Genomic DNA, 13,292 nt, shown 5'->3' with positions numbered 1-13,292 from the left:
TCAGGCCAGGGCCGCGGCGATGGCCTGCCCCAGGCTTTCGGTGGTGCCCTGGCCGCCAAGGTCGCGGGTCAGGGGCGCCTGCTCGGGCCCCTGGCGCAGCACCGCCTCGATGGCCGCCACCACGGCAGCGCCGGCCTCGGCATGGCCGAGGTGCTCCAGCATCATGGCGCCGCACCAGATCTGGCCGATGGGATTGGCGATGCCACGCCCGGCGATGTCCGGCGCCGAGCCGTGTACCGGCTCGAACAGGCTGGGGAAGGTGCGCTCCGGGTTGATGTTGGCCGAGGGCGCGATGCCGATGGTGCCGGTGCAGGCCGGACCCAGGTCGGAGAGGATGTCGCCGAACAGGTTGCTGGCCACCACCACGTCGAACCAGTCCGGGTGCAGGACGAAGTTGGCAGTGAGGATGTCGATGTGGAACTTGTCCACCGCCACCTCCGGATAGGCCTTGCCCATCTCTTCCACGCGCTTGTCCCACCAGGGCATGGTGATGGCGATGCCGTTGGATTTGGTGGCCGAGGTCAGCTTCTTGCGCGGCCGCTGCTGGGCCAGGTCGAAGGCGAACTTGAGGATGCGGTCGGTGCCGTGACGGGTCATCACCGTTTCCTGGATCACCACCTCGCGTTCGGTGCCCTCGAACATGATGCCGCCGACGCTGGAATACTCCCCTTCGGTGTTCTCGCGCACCACATAGAAGTCGATGTCGCCCGGCTGACGATTGGCCAGGGGCGCCTTGACCCCGGGCATCAGCCGGCAGGGCCGCAGGTTGACGTACTGGTCGAAGCGGCGGCGGAATTGCAGCAGCGAGCCCCAGAGGGAGATGTGGTCCGGTACCACGTCCGGCCAGCCGACCGCGCCGAAGTAGAGGGCGTCGTAGTCCTTGAGCGTCTCGAACCAGTCGTCCGGCAGCATCTTGCCATGGGCCTGGTAGTACTCGGCGCTGGCGAAGTCGAAGTGGTCCCACTGCAGCGAGAGTCCGAAGCGGCGAGCGGCGGCGTCCAGCACGCGGATGCCTTCGGGCATGACTTCCTTGCCGATGCCGTCTCCGGCGATGACCGCGATCTTGTGGGGCTTGGACGCTTGCATGGACGTTCTCCGGCAGTCTGGGTGAGATGGACCCAGTGTAGTCCTGCGCCAGGGGCGTACAATCCCGCCACAGGGAAAGCCATTCTTAACCTGGGATCAAGAATCTTGTCCGCCGATGACCTCGCCTTCTTTGTCCGCCTGGCTGGCCACCCCAGCCTGACCGCCGCCGCCCGGGAACTGGGCCTGTCGCTGGCGGCCGTCAGCAAGAGACTCACCGCCCTGGAGCGCCGGCTGGGCGTGCAGCTGATCCGCCGCACCACGCGACGGCTGGACCTGACCCCGGAAGGCCTGCGCTATCTGGAAGGCGCCCGTCCGCTGCTGACTCAGCTGGAGGATCTCGAGGCCGCGGTCGGCCGACCCGATGCGCCCCTCAGTGGCACGCTCAATCTCAACGCCACCTTTGGCTTCGGCCGCCGCCACCTGGCGCCACTGCTGTCGGACTTCGCCCGCCGTCATCCCGAGCTGGAGCTCAACCTGCACCTCTCCAGCCATCCGGTGAATCTGCTGGACGGCCCCTTCGACCTGGACATCCGCGTCGGCGAGCCGCCGGATGCCCGGGTCATCGCCCATCGCCTGCTGGACAACCGCCGCCTGCTCTGCGCCGCCCCGGCCTACCTGGCCCGGGCCGGCGTGCCGGAAAGCGTGGCCGACCTGGCGCACCACAACTGCCTGGTGCTGCGCCAGGACGCCGGTGACTACGCCGTCTGGCGTTTCACCCGGGACGGCCAGCATTTCGCCCAGAAGGTCCGCGGCAGCCTGAGCAGCAACGATGGCGAGGTGGTGGTGCGTCTGGCGCTGGAGGGCCACGGGCTGATCCTGAGATCGGAATGGGACGTGGCCGAGCTGATCGCCAGCGGCGCCCTGGTGCCGCTGCTGACCGATCACGAGGCATCGGCGGCGGCCATCTATGCGGTGCACCGCCAGCAGCGCCACGTGCCGCGCCGACTGTCGGAGCTGATCCGCTACCTGGCACGGGAGCTGCCCGCGCGGTTGGGACGCTAGGGCTGCACGAATCTTCCAGACCGCCATCAGGTCAGTAACTAGACTGAAAGGCCCGAAAGCCCCCTTCTCTCGCCATGGCCGACGATCACTGGATCCAGCTGCAGCAGGACGCCGAGACCGGCATCGAGACCCTGCGCGCCCATTTCGAAGGCCATGCCTATGACCCGCACTGGCACGACGCCTATCTGGTGGGCTACACCGAGCAGGGCCTGCAGCAATTCCACTGCCGCGGCCAGCGCCACCTGAGCACGCCCGGCCAGGTCTTTCTGCTGGAGCCCGGCGAACTGCACGACGGCCAGGCGCCGGAGGCCGAGGGCTTCACCTATTCCATGCTCTATCTCGATCCCCAGTGGCTGGCGCGCGAGCTGCAGGGCTTGCATGGCGACGGCCGACCCCTGGGCGAACCCGGCTTCGCCCGGACCCTGGTGGAGCAGGCCGAGCTGCATCGCGCCGTGGCCTGGGCCCATGAGGTCCTGAGTCGTCCGGAATTGCGTATCGTCCGCCAGAGCGCGCTGGACGCCCTGCTACTGCGCCTCCTGCCGCAACTGCAATGGCGCGCGCCCCAGGCCGGCGATCCGCGGCTGCCTCAGGTGGCCCTGCGCGCCCGCGACTTCCTGCATGCCCATCACCACGAAGACATCGGCCTGGAAGCCTTGGCCCAGGCCGCTGGGGTGGACAGATTCCGCCTGACCCGCGCCTTCAAGGCCGCCTTTGGCCTGGCGCCCCATGCCTATCTGGTGCAGCTGCGCCTGTCGCGGGCACGCCGCCTGCTGGCCGATGGTCTGTCGCCGGCGGAGACCGCGGCCGCCCTGGGCTTCGCCGATCAGAGTCACCTGGGGCGCTGGTTCCGCCGCGCCTATGGCCTGACCCCGGCGGCCTATCGCGCGCGCTGCTCGAATCTTCCAGACCGCTAGCGGCAAGGCTTGCGACCCTGGTGGCTCAGTCCTCTCGGGAGTCTTCCATGTCCCTGCTGCCCTTTCTGCTGTTCGCCCTGGTCGCCTCCATCACCCCGGGGCCGACCAATGTGCTCATCCTCGGCCACAGCGCGCGCCATGGCGCCCGGGCCAGCCTGCCGCTGGTGCTGGGCGGCAGCCTGGGCGCGGTGGCCCTGGTGCTGGTGGTGGGTTTCGGACTCGGCCAGACCCTGGCGCAACACCCCGACTGGCAGCGCGCCCTAGCCTGGGCCGGGGTGCTCTGGCTGAGCTGGCTGGCCTGGCAACTGGCCCGCGCCGGGGCGCCCGCGGTGGCGGACGATAGCGCCCGCCTCGGTTTCGGCGGCACCGCCGGATTGCAGGTGCTCAACCCCAAGAGCTGGAGCATGGCGCTGGCGGTGGTGACCGTCTATGCCGAACCCGGTGCCGATCTCTGGCACCAGGTGCTGGTGCTGGCCCTGGTGTTCCTGCTGGTGTCCGTACCCTGCCTGGGCCTCTGGGCCCTGCTCGGCCGGGTCGCGGCGCATGGCCTGAAATCGACCCGCGCCTGGCGCGGCTTCAACCTGGGGATGGCGGCGCTGCTGCTCGCCTCGGCCTGGGCGACGGTGGTCTAGACCGGCATCCCGCCCTGATCGCGGAAGCTGTCCTCCAGGTGCTCCAGCCAGGCGCGTACCGCCGGCAGCTGACCGCGTCTGTGGGCATAGGCGGCCTGCAGGTGACCACCGGGCAGCGACCAGTCCGGCAGCAGGCGCTGCAAGCGACCCTCGGCCAGTTCGGCCTCGCAATAGAGCAGCGGCAGCATCGTGTAGCCGAGGCCCGCCAGGGCGGCGGTCTTGCGTACGCTAAAGTCATCGATGCCCAGCCGGGCTTCCAGCACCAGCTCACGGCGCTGGCCGTTGGGGCCGACCATGCGCAGGTGCACCCGGCGATCCAGTTCCAGGGCGCCGAGCAGCGGGACCCCCAGCAGGGCCTCCGGTGCATCCAGCTGGCGACCGACGAGAAAGTCGGGTGCGGCCACCAGCACCCCGGAGGCCTGGCGTAGGCGGCGCACGATCAGCCCCGGTTCCACGTCGTCGACGTCCCTTACCCGCAGGGCCACGTCGAGACCCTCGTTGACCACGTCCACCCGCCGATTGACCAGCACCATCTCCAGCTGCACCTGGGGATAGCGCTGCAGGAAGCGGGTGACGACGTCGGGCAGGTAATCCTGCGCCAGCGCCACCGGGCAGGACACCCGCAGCGGTCCACGGGGTTCGCTGGACAGGCTGGCCGCCGTCTCGGCGGCGCTCTCCGCCTCGCGCAGCAGCGCCTGGCAGTGCACGAGGTAGCGCTCGCCAAGGGTGGTCAGGGTCAGGGTACGGGTGGTGCGCTGCAGCAGCCGCGCGCCCAGGCGCGTCTCCAGCTCGGCGATCCGTCGGGACAGCCGCGACTTGGGAATGCCCAGCAGCCGCCCGGCGGCGGCGAAGCCCCCGGCTTCCACTACCTTGGCGAAGTAGGCGAGATCATTGAGGTCTTGCATGGACGATTGTCCTATCCATGGGACGAAGCATCGCATTCTAGGCGACTAATCAGCCGATCGTCTTATCGGTAGTCTGGGCTCATCGCGTCGAACCCTACAGGACTACCGCACATGAAACTCTTGCACATCGATTCCAGCATCCTCGGTGATCACTCCGCCTCCCGTGCCCTGACCGCCAAGGTGGTCGCCGCCCTCAAGGCCGCTACCCCCGGACTGAAGGTCAGCTACCATGACCTCGCCCACGACGCCCTGGGGCACTTCTCCGCCGCCAGCCTGGCCGCCGGTGCCACCCCCGGCGAGCAGCGCAGCGCCGAACAGCGCGACGAAGCCGAGCGCAATGCCCGCGCCCTGCAGGAATTCCTCGCCGCCGATGTCCTGGTGCTGGGCGCCCCCATGTACAACTTCACCATCCCGACCCAGCTCAAGGCCTGGATCGACCGCATCACCGTGGCCGGCACCACCTTCCGCTACAGCGAAGCCGGTCCGGTGGGTCTCTGTGAAGGCAAGAAGGCGATCATCGTCGCTACCGCGGGCGGCATCCATGCCGGCAAGCCCACCGGCATCGCCCACGAAGACTATCTGAAGCTGCTGCTGGGCTTCCTCGGCATCACCGATGTCCAGATCGTCCGCGCTGAAGGCCTGGCCTATGGCGACGAAGCCAAGAACGCGGCCCTGGCCAGCGCCGAACGCCAGATCGCCGACCAGTACGCCTGAGTCCGGACGCCCTCACCCCAGGCCCCTCTCCCTCAGGGAGAGGGGAGCTAGCGACTCCTCGCGCGTGGGCAGGGGCAGTCTGAAAAGTCGAGGTCGGAGTGAAGGGGCCCTCACCCCCGGCCCCTCTCCTTGAGGGAGAGGGGAGCTAGAGCCCAGAGATCAAGCTTCGTGACGGCCTGGGCGCCGGAACTCATTCCTCGCGCCATCCCGCTCTTCCCCCTCTCCCTCCGGGAGAGGGCCGGGGTGAGGGCTGCTCGCGTATTTAGCTGAACCCCACCACCGGATGCGGCACATAGGGCGCTTCCAGGGCACCGATCTCTTCTTCGCTCAGGCGCAGCTCCAGCGCCGCCACCGCATCCTCCAGATGCTGAGGCTTGGACGCCCCGACGATGGGTGCGTCGATGCCCGGCTTCTGCAGCAGCCAAGCCAGGGCCACCTGGGCACGGGGTACGCCACGGGCTTCGGCGATGCGCGCCACGGCGGCGACGATCTGCCGATCGGATTCCTCACTGGCGGTATAGAGCGTCTTGCCGAAGGCGTCGCTTTCGGTGCGCGCGGTGCTGGCGTCCCAGTCGCGGGTCAGGCGGCCGCGGGCCAGCGGACTCCAGGGGATCACGCCGATGCCGGCGTCGCGGCACAGCGGCAGCATCTCCCGCTCCTCTTCGCGATTGAGCAGATTGAGGTGGTTCTGCATGGTGGCGAATTTTGTCCAGCCATGGCGTTCCGCCGTGTGCAGCGCCTTGGCGAATTGCCAGGCATACATGCTGCTCGCACCGATGTGCAGCGCCTTGCCCGCCTTGACCACGTCGTGCAGGGCTTCGAGGGTCTCCTCGATGGGGGTGTGATAGTCCCAGCGGTGGATCTGGTAGAGGTCGACATAGTCGGTGCCCAGCCGCTGCAGGCTGGCGTCGATGGCGGCGAAGATCGCCTTGCGCGACAGGCCGCCGACATTGGGCTTGTCGCGCAGCGGGAAGTACACCTTGGTCGCCAGCACGATCTCCTCGCGCACGGCGTTGGCCTTGAGAAAGCGGCCGACGATCTCTTCGCTGGTGCCGTCGGAGTAGCTGTTGGCGGTGTCGAAGAAGTTGATCCCGAGATCCAGCGCCTTCTTCAGCAGCGGCTGGCTCTGGTCTTCCGGCAGGGTCCAGGGGTGATTGCCGCGCTCGGGGACGCCATAGGTCATGCAGCCGAGGCAGAGGGGCGAGATCTTCAGACCGGTGCGGCCTAGATTGCGATAGTTCATGGGGGCCTCCAGGGATGGTCGAAAAGGGTTGACCACGTGGGTCCCGGATCGACTGCAACGAACTTACCGGCTGCCGTCTGGTTCTAGATGAATTCTCATCCACAACCGGAGACGCTCCATGAAAAAATATGCTTCCGCGGTCTGGCAAGGCGGTCTGAAGGATGGCAAGGGCCATATCTCCACCGAGAGCGGCGCGCTCAAGGACAATGCCTACGGCTTCAACACCCGTTTCGAAGACACCCCGGGCACCAATCCCGAGGAACTGATCGGCGCGGCCCATGCCGGTTGCTTCTCCATGGCCTTTTCCATGCTGCTGGGCCAGAACGGTCTGACCCCCGAGCGCATCGAGACCAAGGCCGACGTGACCCTGGACAAGGTCGGCGACGGCTTCGAGATCACCACCATCGATCTGACCATGAAGGCCAAGATCCCCGGTGCCACCCAAGAGCAGTTCACCACCATCGCCAACCAGGCGAAGGAAGGCTGCCCGGTGTCCAAGGTGCTCAAGGGCGCCAAGATCAACCTGAACGCCACGCTCGAAGGCTAAGGGTTTGAGGTGCCTGCCGGTGCCGCCTGGCATCGGCAACACCGCGTCATAAAGGCCGTTCGCAGCGACAGGCCGAATCGCTAGACTGCTCCGACCACGCTTTCGGAGAGCACGATGAACGACTCCCTCTTCATGACCCTCTTTTCCATCCTCGCCGTGTTGCTGCTGGGCGGCGGCATCTACGGCTGCGTGATCCTCAATCGCCAGCGCAAGGACATCGAGAAGAACGACAGCGAAGGCTAGGCCAGGCGCCGACCTGCCAGATAGCGCACGCCCTCGGCACCGAAGCGCTCCGAGTGCGGCTCCTGAGCGGCCAGGTGGAAGACCTCGCCAACGCCATAGTGGCGCTCGCCCGTGGCCGTGCGGATGTGCAAGTCGCCCTGGACGACCAGCGCCTTGGCTTCGAAGGGATGAGCATGGGAGTCCAGGCGGCCCAGGGCCTCGCGCTCGACCAGTACCGGCGGCTGGAAGCCCTCGCGGGCGAGTTGCTCGATGAAGGTGATCGAGTCCAAGGGTGCTCCTGACGCTGAAGGGAGATGATCCGCGTCCAGGCTAAAGCACCCACCTGCGTTTGACCCGTTCAAAATCGCTATGACGGGCCCTGGTACGGACTATGACCGGCCAGGGCCGCTGGCGCGTGGCAGCCCCGGCTGGCCCGAGGTTCCACGTGGAGCATCAGCGTTCCAGCTTGCGCTCGACCTCGGCGGTCTTGCGCCTGATCTCCTCGGCTTCCTGCTCCTTGGTCTTGATATCGGTGGGCGTGATGACCTTGTCGATGCCATCGGTCGGCGTCGATTCCGGCTGTTCCATGTCCTTTTTCACCACGTCCACCGGCCGTCCGGCTTCATCGAGCGCGGGTTCGTTGGGTGGGGTCTTGCCCAGATGGGCATCGGAACGCTGGTCGCTCATGAAGGGCTCTCCTCGGTAGGGTCCTTCTTTCGAGCGCGACGACCGCTGCGGAGTTCGCCCGCCGCTCAATTGCGGATCCGCACCCGCTCCAGATAGGCCAGCAACTGCGCCTGCTCGGTGGCGTCCAGCGGCGCGAAGACCGCTTCCAGGGCCTGGGTGCGCGGCACCTGGGCCTGGTCCAGCGCCTGGCGACCCTGCTCGGTGAGATGGACCAGCAGCGCCCGGCGATCCTGGGGATGGGGCTCGCGCCGGACCAGGCCGTCGCGTTCCAGGGCATCGAAAGCATCGGTCAGGGTGCGCGGCGCATGGCGCAGCTGTTCGGCGACCTCGCCCGGACGACAGGGGCCCAGGCGTTCCAGCACCTTGAGCACCTTGTAGCGGGCAAAGGAAAGTCCGGAGGCCTTGAGGGTCTCATCCAGTTGTTGGCGCATCTGCCGTTTCAGATCCATCAGGGCTTCGGCAATGGCGGCGGCGGTTGACATGAAAGCTGCTTACCTCGAATATAGTGAGGAACCTCAATGAATGGTACCTCCGCAATGGCGACATCTTTTCACAGCCGCGAGGGCGATGCCAGTGCCCCTCACCTTTTCCAGCGCGTGCGCTTCGACCTCAAGCGTCGCTGGGCAACCGTCGTCCGCCGCGAAGAACTCGGTGGCGACCTGCTGCGCCTGACCTTTGGCGGCAGCGACTTGGCGGATTTCCAGAGCGCGGCCTTCGACGAGCACGTGAAGCTCTTCGTCCCCGCCGACACCACGCCGATTCGCGCCGCTAGCCCCGAGCAGCTGGTGGGCCGCCACTACACGCCGCGCCACTACGATGCCGCCCGTGGCGAACTGGCCATCGACTTCTACCTGCATGAAGCCGGGGTGCTGACCACCTGGGCGCGCCAGGCGCAGCCGGGTGCCGAGCTGATCATCGGTGGACCCAAGGGCGCTCTGGTGCCGCCCGAGGATTTCGACTGGTACCTGCTGGCCGGCGACGAGACCGCCCTGCCCGCCATCGCTCGCCGCCTGGAGCAGCTGGCAGCCGGCGTCCGGGTAGTAGTCGTTGCCGAAGTGGCCCGTCCGGGCCTGGAAATCGCCCTGCCGACGGCCGCGGCCGCCGAGATCCGCTGGGTCTATCGCGAGACCGCGGCCGAGGCCCTGGTGCAGGCCCTGGAGCAGCTGGAGCTGCCGCCCGGTGAAGGCTATGCCTGGATCGCCGGCGAGGCCACCCAAGCCCGCGCCGCGCGCCAGGCGCTGTTGGCCAAGGGACTGCCGCGGGACTGGGTCAAGGCGGCCGGCTACTGGAAGCTCGGCGAGAGCGACCAGCATGTGAAGGTCGAGGATTGAGCACCGCCACCGCCGTCACCGACGGCCTGCCCCTGCCCCGCCGCTATCGCGCCGTGGCCGCCCTGCTGCTGGCCATCAGCATGACGGTGCTGGACAGCGGCATCGCCAACCTGGCGCTGCCCAGCATCGCCGAGGCCCTGGACGTCTCGGCGGCGGCGGCGGTCTGGATCGTCAGCGCCTATCAGCTGAGTCTGGTGGCGCTGCTGTTTCCCCTGGCCGCGGTGGCCGAGCGTCACGGTCTGCGGCCGGTCTTCGCCGCCGGGGTCGGGATCTTCGGCCTGGCCTCCCTGGGCTGCGCCCTGGCGCCGGATCTCGCCAGCCTGGTAGCTGCGCGGGCGCTGCAGGGGGTGGGCGCCGCCGCCATCATGTGCGTCAGCGCCGGTATCGTCCGCCTCTCCTATCCGCGCGATCGCCTCGGGCGTGGCATCGCCATCAATGCCCTCTGCGTGGCTCTGGGGTCGGCTGCCGCACCCAGCCTGGGCGCCGCCATCCTGGCCCTGGGTGGCTGGCCCTGGCTATTCGCCGTCAATGTGCCGGTGGCGGTGCTGATCGCGCTGCTGGTGCATAACCTGCCCGACAGCCCCCGTGCGCAGCGCCGCCTCGATCCGCTCAGCGTGCTGCTCAACGCCCTGCTGTTCTGCGCCGGCATCGGCGGTCTGGAGCGCCTCGGCGCCGCGCCGGTGCAGGGCTTGGGTCTGCTGCTGCTGGCCGCTGCCAGCCTGGTGCTGCTGGTGCGCCGCGAGCGCGGTCTGCCGGCGCCGCTGTTGCCGGTCGATCTGCTGGGGCTGCCGGCCATGCGCCACTCGGTGCTGGCCTCGGTCTGCTCCTTTGCCGCGCAGATGCTCTGCTTTCTCGCCCTGCCTTTCTATCTGCAGCACCAGCTCGGACTAGTGCCGTTGCAGGTGGCCCTGCTGATGCTGGCCTGGCCGCTCACCGTGGCCGTCTCGGCGCAGGTGGCCGGGCGCCTGGCCGACCGCCACCCGCCGCAGCGCCTTTGCATGCTTGGTGGCCTGGGCATCGCCCTGGGGCTGGCCGCGGCGGCGATCATGCCGTTGGAGCGCTCGACCGCCCTGCTGATACCCTGCCTGATTCTCGGCGGCATCGGCTTCGGCTTCTTTCAGGTGCCCAACAACAGGATCATGCTGACCGCCGCCCCGGCCGGTCGCAATGGCGCCACCGGCGGTGTCCAGGCCACGGCGCGGCAGACCGGCATGGCCCTGGGCGCCGCGGCCCTGGCGCTGCTGCTGCATCTGGATGGCAGCCTGGCCCCGCGGCTGGGACTGGCTCTGGCGGCGGCTCTGGGTCTGGTCGCCGCCTGGTCCAACTGGCGGGCACCGCGCTAGGACTGGGGGCCTGCCTCCGGCCCGAGCAGCGCCCTGAGCGCCTGCTCGCGCTCGGCCGCCGGGCGCTCGCCCAGCAGCCGGACCCGATGGAAGAAGGCCGGCCAGTTGCCCGGGTGCTGTCGATAAAGGGCGGCAAAGGCCGGCACCCACTGTTCGTACAGGCCATAGGGCACCAGCCGCGCATTGTTGAGCGGCTGCTGCATCCAGCCATCGAAGCGGCGGTCGTCCCGCCAGGCCGGGGTGGCGCGCAGCCGCTGGTAATCGCTGCGCAACTGCGCGAAGCGGCAGGCCTTGGCCGCGCGCTTGGCCTCGGCCGTCAATGGCTGGGCATAGAGCCGGGCCAGGTCGGCGCGGGTGGTCAGCAGCAGGGCGCGGAATTGCTGGTAGCGGGCTTCGCGCCCCGCATCCGGCGGGGGTAGACCGCGACTGGCGCGCCATTGCCGCAGGCCTTCGCCCTCGACGAAGGTGGCATAGGACTCGTTGAAGGCGGTATCGCCGGGCAGATAGAAGCGCTGGTGCGCCAGTTCGTGGAAGATCGTCGCCGCCACCTGATCGTCGTCCCAGCGCAGCATGCTGCTGAGCAGCGGATCGCTGAACCAGCCCAGCGTCGAATAGGCCGGCACGCCACCGACATAGGTGTCCTGGCCCTCGGCCTGCAGCCGCTGCGCCTCGCCTCGCGCCCGGGCTTCCTGGTAGTAGCCGCGATAGGCCACGCAACCGGCGATGGGAAAGCAGTGGGTGGTGGGCCGGGTGGAGAATTCGGCGGTGGCGAAGACGTTCCACAGCACGAAGGGCCGCTTGAGTTCGACGAAACTGCGATAGCTGGCGTTGTCGGGCAAGGCCAGCTCGGCGCTGGCGAAGCGGCGGGCCGCCGCCGCGACGGCCAGGCGTTCGCGCAGGGCGGCGGGTCGCGCGGGATCTGCGACGACCGTCGCAATGGGCTCGCGATCACGGATCAGCGCCCATTGGCCCTGTACCATCTGACCGTAGTACCCGACCGAGGTACAACCGCTCAGTCCGATCACGAGGGACAGCAGCGCCAGCCAGCGGCTCGTGCGTTGCGCAGGCAGGGTGCCTGGCTGGGTGGCGCGCCCTTCCCTGCCCGGAGTTGTAGCCGTCATGCGTAGACTGTGCCTGCTGTTGCCTGTGCTGTTCCTAGGTGGCTGTTCCCTGTGGCCGTTGCCCAAGCCGGATCCGGCGCAGGCCTGGATCGATCTGGACAGCGACGGCAAGGCCAAGCTGGAAGCCCTGCGCGCCGACCGCAAGGATCTCGAAGACAGGCGCTACTTCCAGGTCTGGCCGGGGAACCACGATCTGCAGGTACGCTACCAGTTCGAGGTGCAGCCCACCAACATCGGCGCCCAGGTGGCCGATCCGCTGGCGCGCACCTGCCTGGTGACCCTCAACTACAAGGCCTTCGCCGCCGGCGAGCGCTATCGCCTGGAAGCCGGCCAGACCGGCTGGCGGCCCTGGGCGCGCCTCTATGACGAGCGCAACCAGGAAGTCGCGCGTAGCACTGCCAGTCGTTGCGGCGACGTGTAGACTCGGCTGATCTCCCTGTCGCGAGTCGCCGTCCATGCGCCTGCGCCTGCTGGTCCCCCTGCTGCTCCTGCTCGGCGGCTGCACCACGCCGCTGCCCCCCAAGGATCCCCACCAGGCGTGGGTCGATCTGGTGCTGCGCGAACCCGCGGTGGGCGCCTCGCTGCTGGCCGAGGCCCAGGACGGCAAGCGTCTCGATGACGGCCGCTACTTCCAGCTCACCCCCGGCAGCCACAGCCTCAAGGTGAGCTATCGCTACGAACTCTATGGCGGCGGTGGCTTCGGTTCGCGCTTCGGCTGGCGCGAACCGCTGCAGATCCAGTGCTATCTGGAACTGGACTATCCGGACTTCCAGGCCGGCCGGCGTTATCGCCTGGAGGCCGAGAACACCTTTGGCCAGGGTCAGATCACCCTCTACGACGGCCCGCGCGAGCTGGTGAGTTCCGAGCGCGGCATCTGCTCGCCCTTCTGACCACGGCTGGCAGAGCGGCCGGCACGGTCGGGTGAAGGGCTACTAGGCAGGCACGCTGAGCCAGTCGTCCTGGCTGCGATCCTGGGTGCGGACCGTCAGCGGGCGGCCCTTCTGCTCGCGCAGCTGGCGACTCATGCGCAGGAAATCCTCGCGTTCCATCCAGCGCGGCGCGGGCTGGGCAAGGGACAGAGCTTGGCGAATCCGGGCGAACGGCGACATGGCATTACCCTCTTGGCTAAATACTGTATGCGCAAACAGTACTAAGCCAAGCGGAACTGTACAAGCATCCAGCGGATGAACGGTCTGTCTCCCGGTCCGGGAGTTCAGTCGTTGCGCTGGTAGAGGATCTTGTAGGTCCCGTTGGCGCAGCTGCCCACCACCATGTTGGGATCGCGCACCTCGGCATTGGGGACCGCTTCGAGGGTATAGGCGGTCACCCCGGCCGACTGGATCTTGACCTCGATGTCGGCCTTGAGCTGATCGCAGGACAGGGGTTCGGCCAGCACGGCAGTGCTCAGCAGGGTGGTGCAGCAGAGGAGCGAGAGACGCAGCATGGCGGTTTTCCTTGGCGTGATGACCTCTCAGGCTTGGACGCCCGCGCTGTGGCGATGTTCTCAGCGCGGCCCTTTGGCCAGCGAAGCGGTGGAACCTGGAA

Annotated in this window: 19 protein-coding genes; 10 read left to right on the top strand and 9 right to left on the bottom strand. The window is 68.1% G+C overall.

All coding sequences use genetic code 11. The annotated features are described in order from the left end of the window. Window positions 1–1,086, bottom strand: a complete 1,086-nt coding sequence (locus QKY98_RS05435) for a tartrate dehydrogenase (protein WP_027597301.1) — start codon at window positions 1,084–1,086, stop codon at window positions 1–3. A gap of 105 nt (window positions 1,087–1,191) precedes the next feature. Between QKY98_RS05435 and QKY98_RS05430 the strand changes: the two genes are divergently transcribed. The 3 genes from QKY98_RS05430 (at window position 1,192) to QKY98_RS05420 (ending at window position 3,634) form a co-directional block, all read left to right on the top strand. Then, entirely contained in the window at window positions 1,192–2,088 is an 897-nt protein-coding gene (locus QKY98_RS05430; protein WP_284670453.1) for a LysR family transcriptional regulator, read from the top strand. Window positions 2,089–2,162: 74 nt separating this feature from the next. Further along, complete coding sequence (locus tag QKY98_RS05425; protein ID WP_284670452.1) at window positions 2,163–3,002, top strand: AraC family transcriptional regulator; 840 nt, start codon at window positions 2,163–2,165, stop codon at window positions 3,000–3,002. Window positions 3,003–3,049: 47 nt separating this feature from the next. After that, window positions 3,050–3,634 carry a LysE family translocator gene (locus QKY98_RS05420; protein ID WP_027597298.1) on the top strand — a complete coding sequence of 195 codons (585 nt, stop codon included), beginning with the start codon at window positions 3,050–3,052 and terminating at the stop codon, window positions 3,632–3,634. Here the strand turns inward: QKY98_RS05420 and QKY98_RS05415 are convergent. Continuing rightward, a complete protein-coding gene (locus QKY98_RS05415; protein WP_027600566.1) occupies window positions 3,631–4,539 on the bottom strand; it encodes a LysR family transcriptional regulator in 909 nt (302 codons plus the stop codon). The two genes, QKY98_RS05420 and QKY98_RS05415, sit on opposite strands and share 4 nt — an antisense overlap. 111 nt (window positions 4,540–4,650) lie before the next feature. On the opposite strand from QKY98_RS05415, the gene QKY98_RS05410 reads away from it, so the two are divergent. Further along, a complete protein-coding gene (locus QKY98_RS05410; protein WP_284670451.1) occupies window positions 4,651–5,253 on the top strand; it encodes an NAD(P)H-dependent oxidoreductase in 603 nt (200 codons plus the stop codon). 262 nt (window positions 5,254–5,515) lie between these two features. Here QKY98_RS05410 and QKY98_RS05405 read toward each other — a convergent pair whose 3' ends face one another. Beyond that, entirely contained in the window at window positions 5,516–6,496 is a 981-nt protein-coding gene (locus tag QKY98_RS05405) for an aldo/keto reductase (RefSeq protein WP_007160230.1), read from the bottom strand. A gap of 118 nt (window positions 6,497–6,614) precedes the next feature. On the opposite strand from QKY98_RS05405, the gene QKY98_RS05400 reads away from it, so the two are divergent. After that, complete coding sequence (locus QKY98_RS05400) at window positions 6,615–7,043, top strand: OsmC family protein (RefSeq protein ID WP_007160229.1); 429 nt, start codon at window positions 6,615–6,617, stop codon at window positions 7,041–7,043. Window positions 7,044–7,157: 114 nt separating this feature from the next. Further along, window positions 7,158–7,286 (top strand): hypothetical protein, encoded by a 129-nt coding sequence (locus QKY98_RS05395; protein ID WP_007160228.1) that lies wholly within the window; start codon window positions 7,158–7,160, stop codon window positions 7,284–7,286. Here QKY98_RS05395 and QKY98_RS05390 read toward each other — a convergent pair. From QKY98_RS05390 to QKY98_RS05380, 3 genes are all read right to left on the bottom strand, one after another. Next, window positions 7,283–7,555 carry a cupin domain-containing protein gene (locus QKY98_RS05390; protein ID WP_284670450.1) on the bottom strand — a complete coding sequence of 91 codons (273 nt, stop codon included), beginning with the start codon at window positions 7,553–7,555 and terminating at the stop codon, window positions 7,283–7,285. The two genes, QKY98_RS05395 and QKY98_RS05390, sit on opposite strands and share 4 nt — an antisense overlap. 163 nt (window positions 7,556–7,718) lie before the next feature. Beyond that, window positions 7,719–7,952, bottom strand: coding sequence for a hypothetical protein (locus QKY98_RS05385; protein ID WP_007160226.1), 234 nt, complete (start codon window positions 7,950–7,952; stop codon window positions 7,719–7,721). A 65-nt stretch (window positions 7,953–8,017) separates the two neighbouring features. Next, window positions 8,018–8,434, bottom strand: coding sequence for a MarR family winged helix-turn-helix transcriptional regulator (locus QKY98_RS05380; RefSeq protein ID WP_027597291.1), 417 nt, complete (start codon window positions 8,432–8,434; stop codon window positions 8,018–8,020). Window positions 8,435–8,488: 54 nt separating this feature from the next. Here QKY98_RS05380 and QKY98_RS05375 point away from each other — a divergent pair, with 54 nt between their 5' ends. Continuing rightward, the gene (locus QKY98_RS05375) at window positions 8,489–9,283 is read left to right on the top strand and encodes a siderophore-interacting protein (protein WP_278894951.1); all 795 of its coding nucleotides are present in this window, start codon (window positions 8,489–8,491) and stop codon (window positions 9,281–9,283) included. After that, complete coding sequence (locus QKY98_RS05370; RefSeq protein ID WP_144954626.1) at window positions 9,280–10,626, top strand: MFS transporter; 1,347 nt, start codon at window positions 9,280–9,282, stop codon at window positions 10,624–10,626. The genes QKY98_RS05375 and QKY98_RS05370 overlap by 4 nt, the downstream gene beginning before the upstream one ends. Here QKY98_RS05370 and QKY98_RS05365 read toward each other — a convergent pair. Further along, window positions 10,623–11,747, bottom strand: coding sequence for an aminopeptidase (locus QKY98_RS05365; RefSeq protein WP_144954629.1), 1,125 nt, complete (start codon window positions 11,745–11,747; stop codon window positions 10,623–10,625). The genes QKY98_RS05370 and QKY98_RS05365 overlap by 4 nt on opposite strands. Between QKY98_RS05365 and QKY98_RS05360 the strand changes: the two genes are divergently transcribed. Then, window positions 11,746–12,168, top strand: a complete 423-nt coding sequence (locus QKY98_RS05360; RefSeq protein WP_074583275.1) for a PA0061/PA0062 family lipoprotein — start codon at window positions 11,746–11,748, stop codon at window positions 12,166–12,168. The genes QKY98_RS05365 and QKY98_RS05360 overlap by 2 nt on opposite strands. 34 nt (window positions 12,169–12,202) lie before the next feature. Then, window positions 12,203–12,637 carry a PA0061/PA0062 family lipoprotein gene (locus QKY98_RS05355; RefSeq protein ID WP_007160220.1) on the top strand — a complete coding sequence of 145 codons (435 nt, stop codon included), beginning with the start codon at window positions 12,203–12,205 and terminating at the stop codon, window positions 12,635–12,637. Window positions 12,638–12,679: 42 nt separating this feature from the next. On the opposite strand, the gene QKY98_RS05350 is transcribed toward QKY98_RS05355, so the two are convergent. Further along, window positions 12,680–12,856 (bottom strand): hypothetical protein, encoded by a 177-nt coding sequence (locus QKY98_RS05350; RefSeq protein WP_007160219.1) that lies wholly within the window; start codon window positions 12,854–12,856, stop codon window positions 12,680–12,682. Between the two features lie 104 nt (window positions 12,857–12,960). Continuing rightward, entirely contained in the window at window positions 12,961–13,191 is a 231-nt protein-coding gene (locus QKY98_RS05345) for a DUF1161 domain-containing protein (protein WP_027597286.1), read from the bottom strand. Window positions 13,192–13,292: the final 101 nt, after the last annotated feature.

This window comes from Pseudomonas sp. HR1 (genome assembly GCF_030175875.1).
GTDB lineage: Bacteria > Pseudomonadota > Gammaproteobacteria > Pseudomonadales > Pseudomonadaceae > Chryseomonas > Chryseomonas oryzihabitans.
The sequence above is the reverse complement of the archived record's forward strand: the minus strand, read 5'-3'. Positions and strand labels throughout refer to the sequence as shown.

Bases quoted from the DNA above. Each gene is read 5' to 3' on its own strand.
- QKY98_RS05345 (WP_027597286.1), bottom strand. From the start codon at position 13,191: ATGCTGCGTCTCTCGCTCCTCTGCTGCACCACCCTGCTGAGCACTGCC.
- QKY98_RS05375 (WP_278894951.1), top strand. From the start codon at position 8,489: ATGGCGACATCTTTTCACAGCCGCGAGGGCGATGCCAGTGCCCCTCAC.
- QKY98_RS05405 (WP_007160230.1), bottom strand. From the start codon at position 6,496: ATGAACTATCGCAATCTAGGCCGCACCGGTCTGAAGATCTCGCCCCTC.
- QKY98_RS05350 (WP_007160219.1), bottom strand. From the start codon at position 12,856: ATGTCGCCGTTCGCCCGGATTCGCCAAGCTCTGTCCCTTGCCCAGCCC.
- QKY98_RS05385 (WP_007160226.1), bottom strand. From the start codon at position 7,952: ATGAGCGACCAGCGTTCCGATGCCCATCTGGGCAAGACCCCACCCAAC.
- QKY98_RS05400 (WP_007160229.1), top strand. From the start codon at position 6,615: ATGAAAAAATATGCTTCCGCGGTCTGGCAAGGCGGTCTGAAGGATGGC.
- QKY98_RS05395 (WP_007160228.1), top strand. From the start codon at position 7,158: ATGAACGACTCCCTCTTCATGACCCTCTTTTCCATCCTCGCCGTGTTG.
- QKY98_RS05355 (WP_007160220.1), top strand. From the start codon at position 12,203: ATGCGCCTGCGCCTGCTGGTCCCCCTGCTGCTCCTGCTCGGCGGCTGC.
- QKY98_RS05410 (WP_284670451.1), top strand. From the start codon at position 4,651: ATGAAACTCTTGCACATCGATTCCAGCATCCTCGGTGATCACTCCGCC.
- QKY98_RS05380 (WP_027597291.1), bottom strand. From the start codon at position 8,434: ATGTCAACCGCCGCCGCCATTGCCGAAGCCCTGATGGATCTGAAACGG.
- QKY98_RS05365 (WP_144954629.1), bottom strand. From the start codon at position 11,747: ATGACGGCTACAACTCCGGGCAGGGAAGGGCGCGCCACCCAGCCAGGC.
- QKY98_RS05360 (WP_074583275.1), top strand. From the start codon at position 11,746: ATGCGTAGACTGTGCCTGCTGTTGCCTGTGCTGTTCCTAGGTGGCTGT.
- QKY98_RS05425 (WP_284670452.1), top strand. From the start codon at position 2,163: ATGGCCGACGATCACTGGATCCAGCTGCAGCAGGACGCCGAGACCGGC.
- QKY98_RS05420 (WP_027597298.1), top strand. From the start codon at position 3,050: ATGTCCCTGCTGCCCTTTCTGCTGTTCGCCCTGGTCGCCTCCATCACC.
- QKY98_RS05415 (WP_027600566.1), bottom strand. From the start codon at position 4,539: ATGCAAGACCTCAATGATCTCGCCTACTTCGCCAAGGTAGTGGAAGCC.
- QKY98_RS05435 (WP_027597301.1), bottom strand. From the start codon at position 1,086: ATGCAAGCGTCCAAGCCCCACAAGATCGCGGTCATCGCCGGAGACGGC.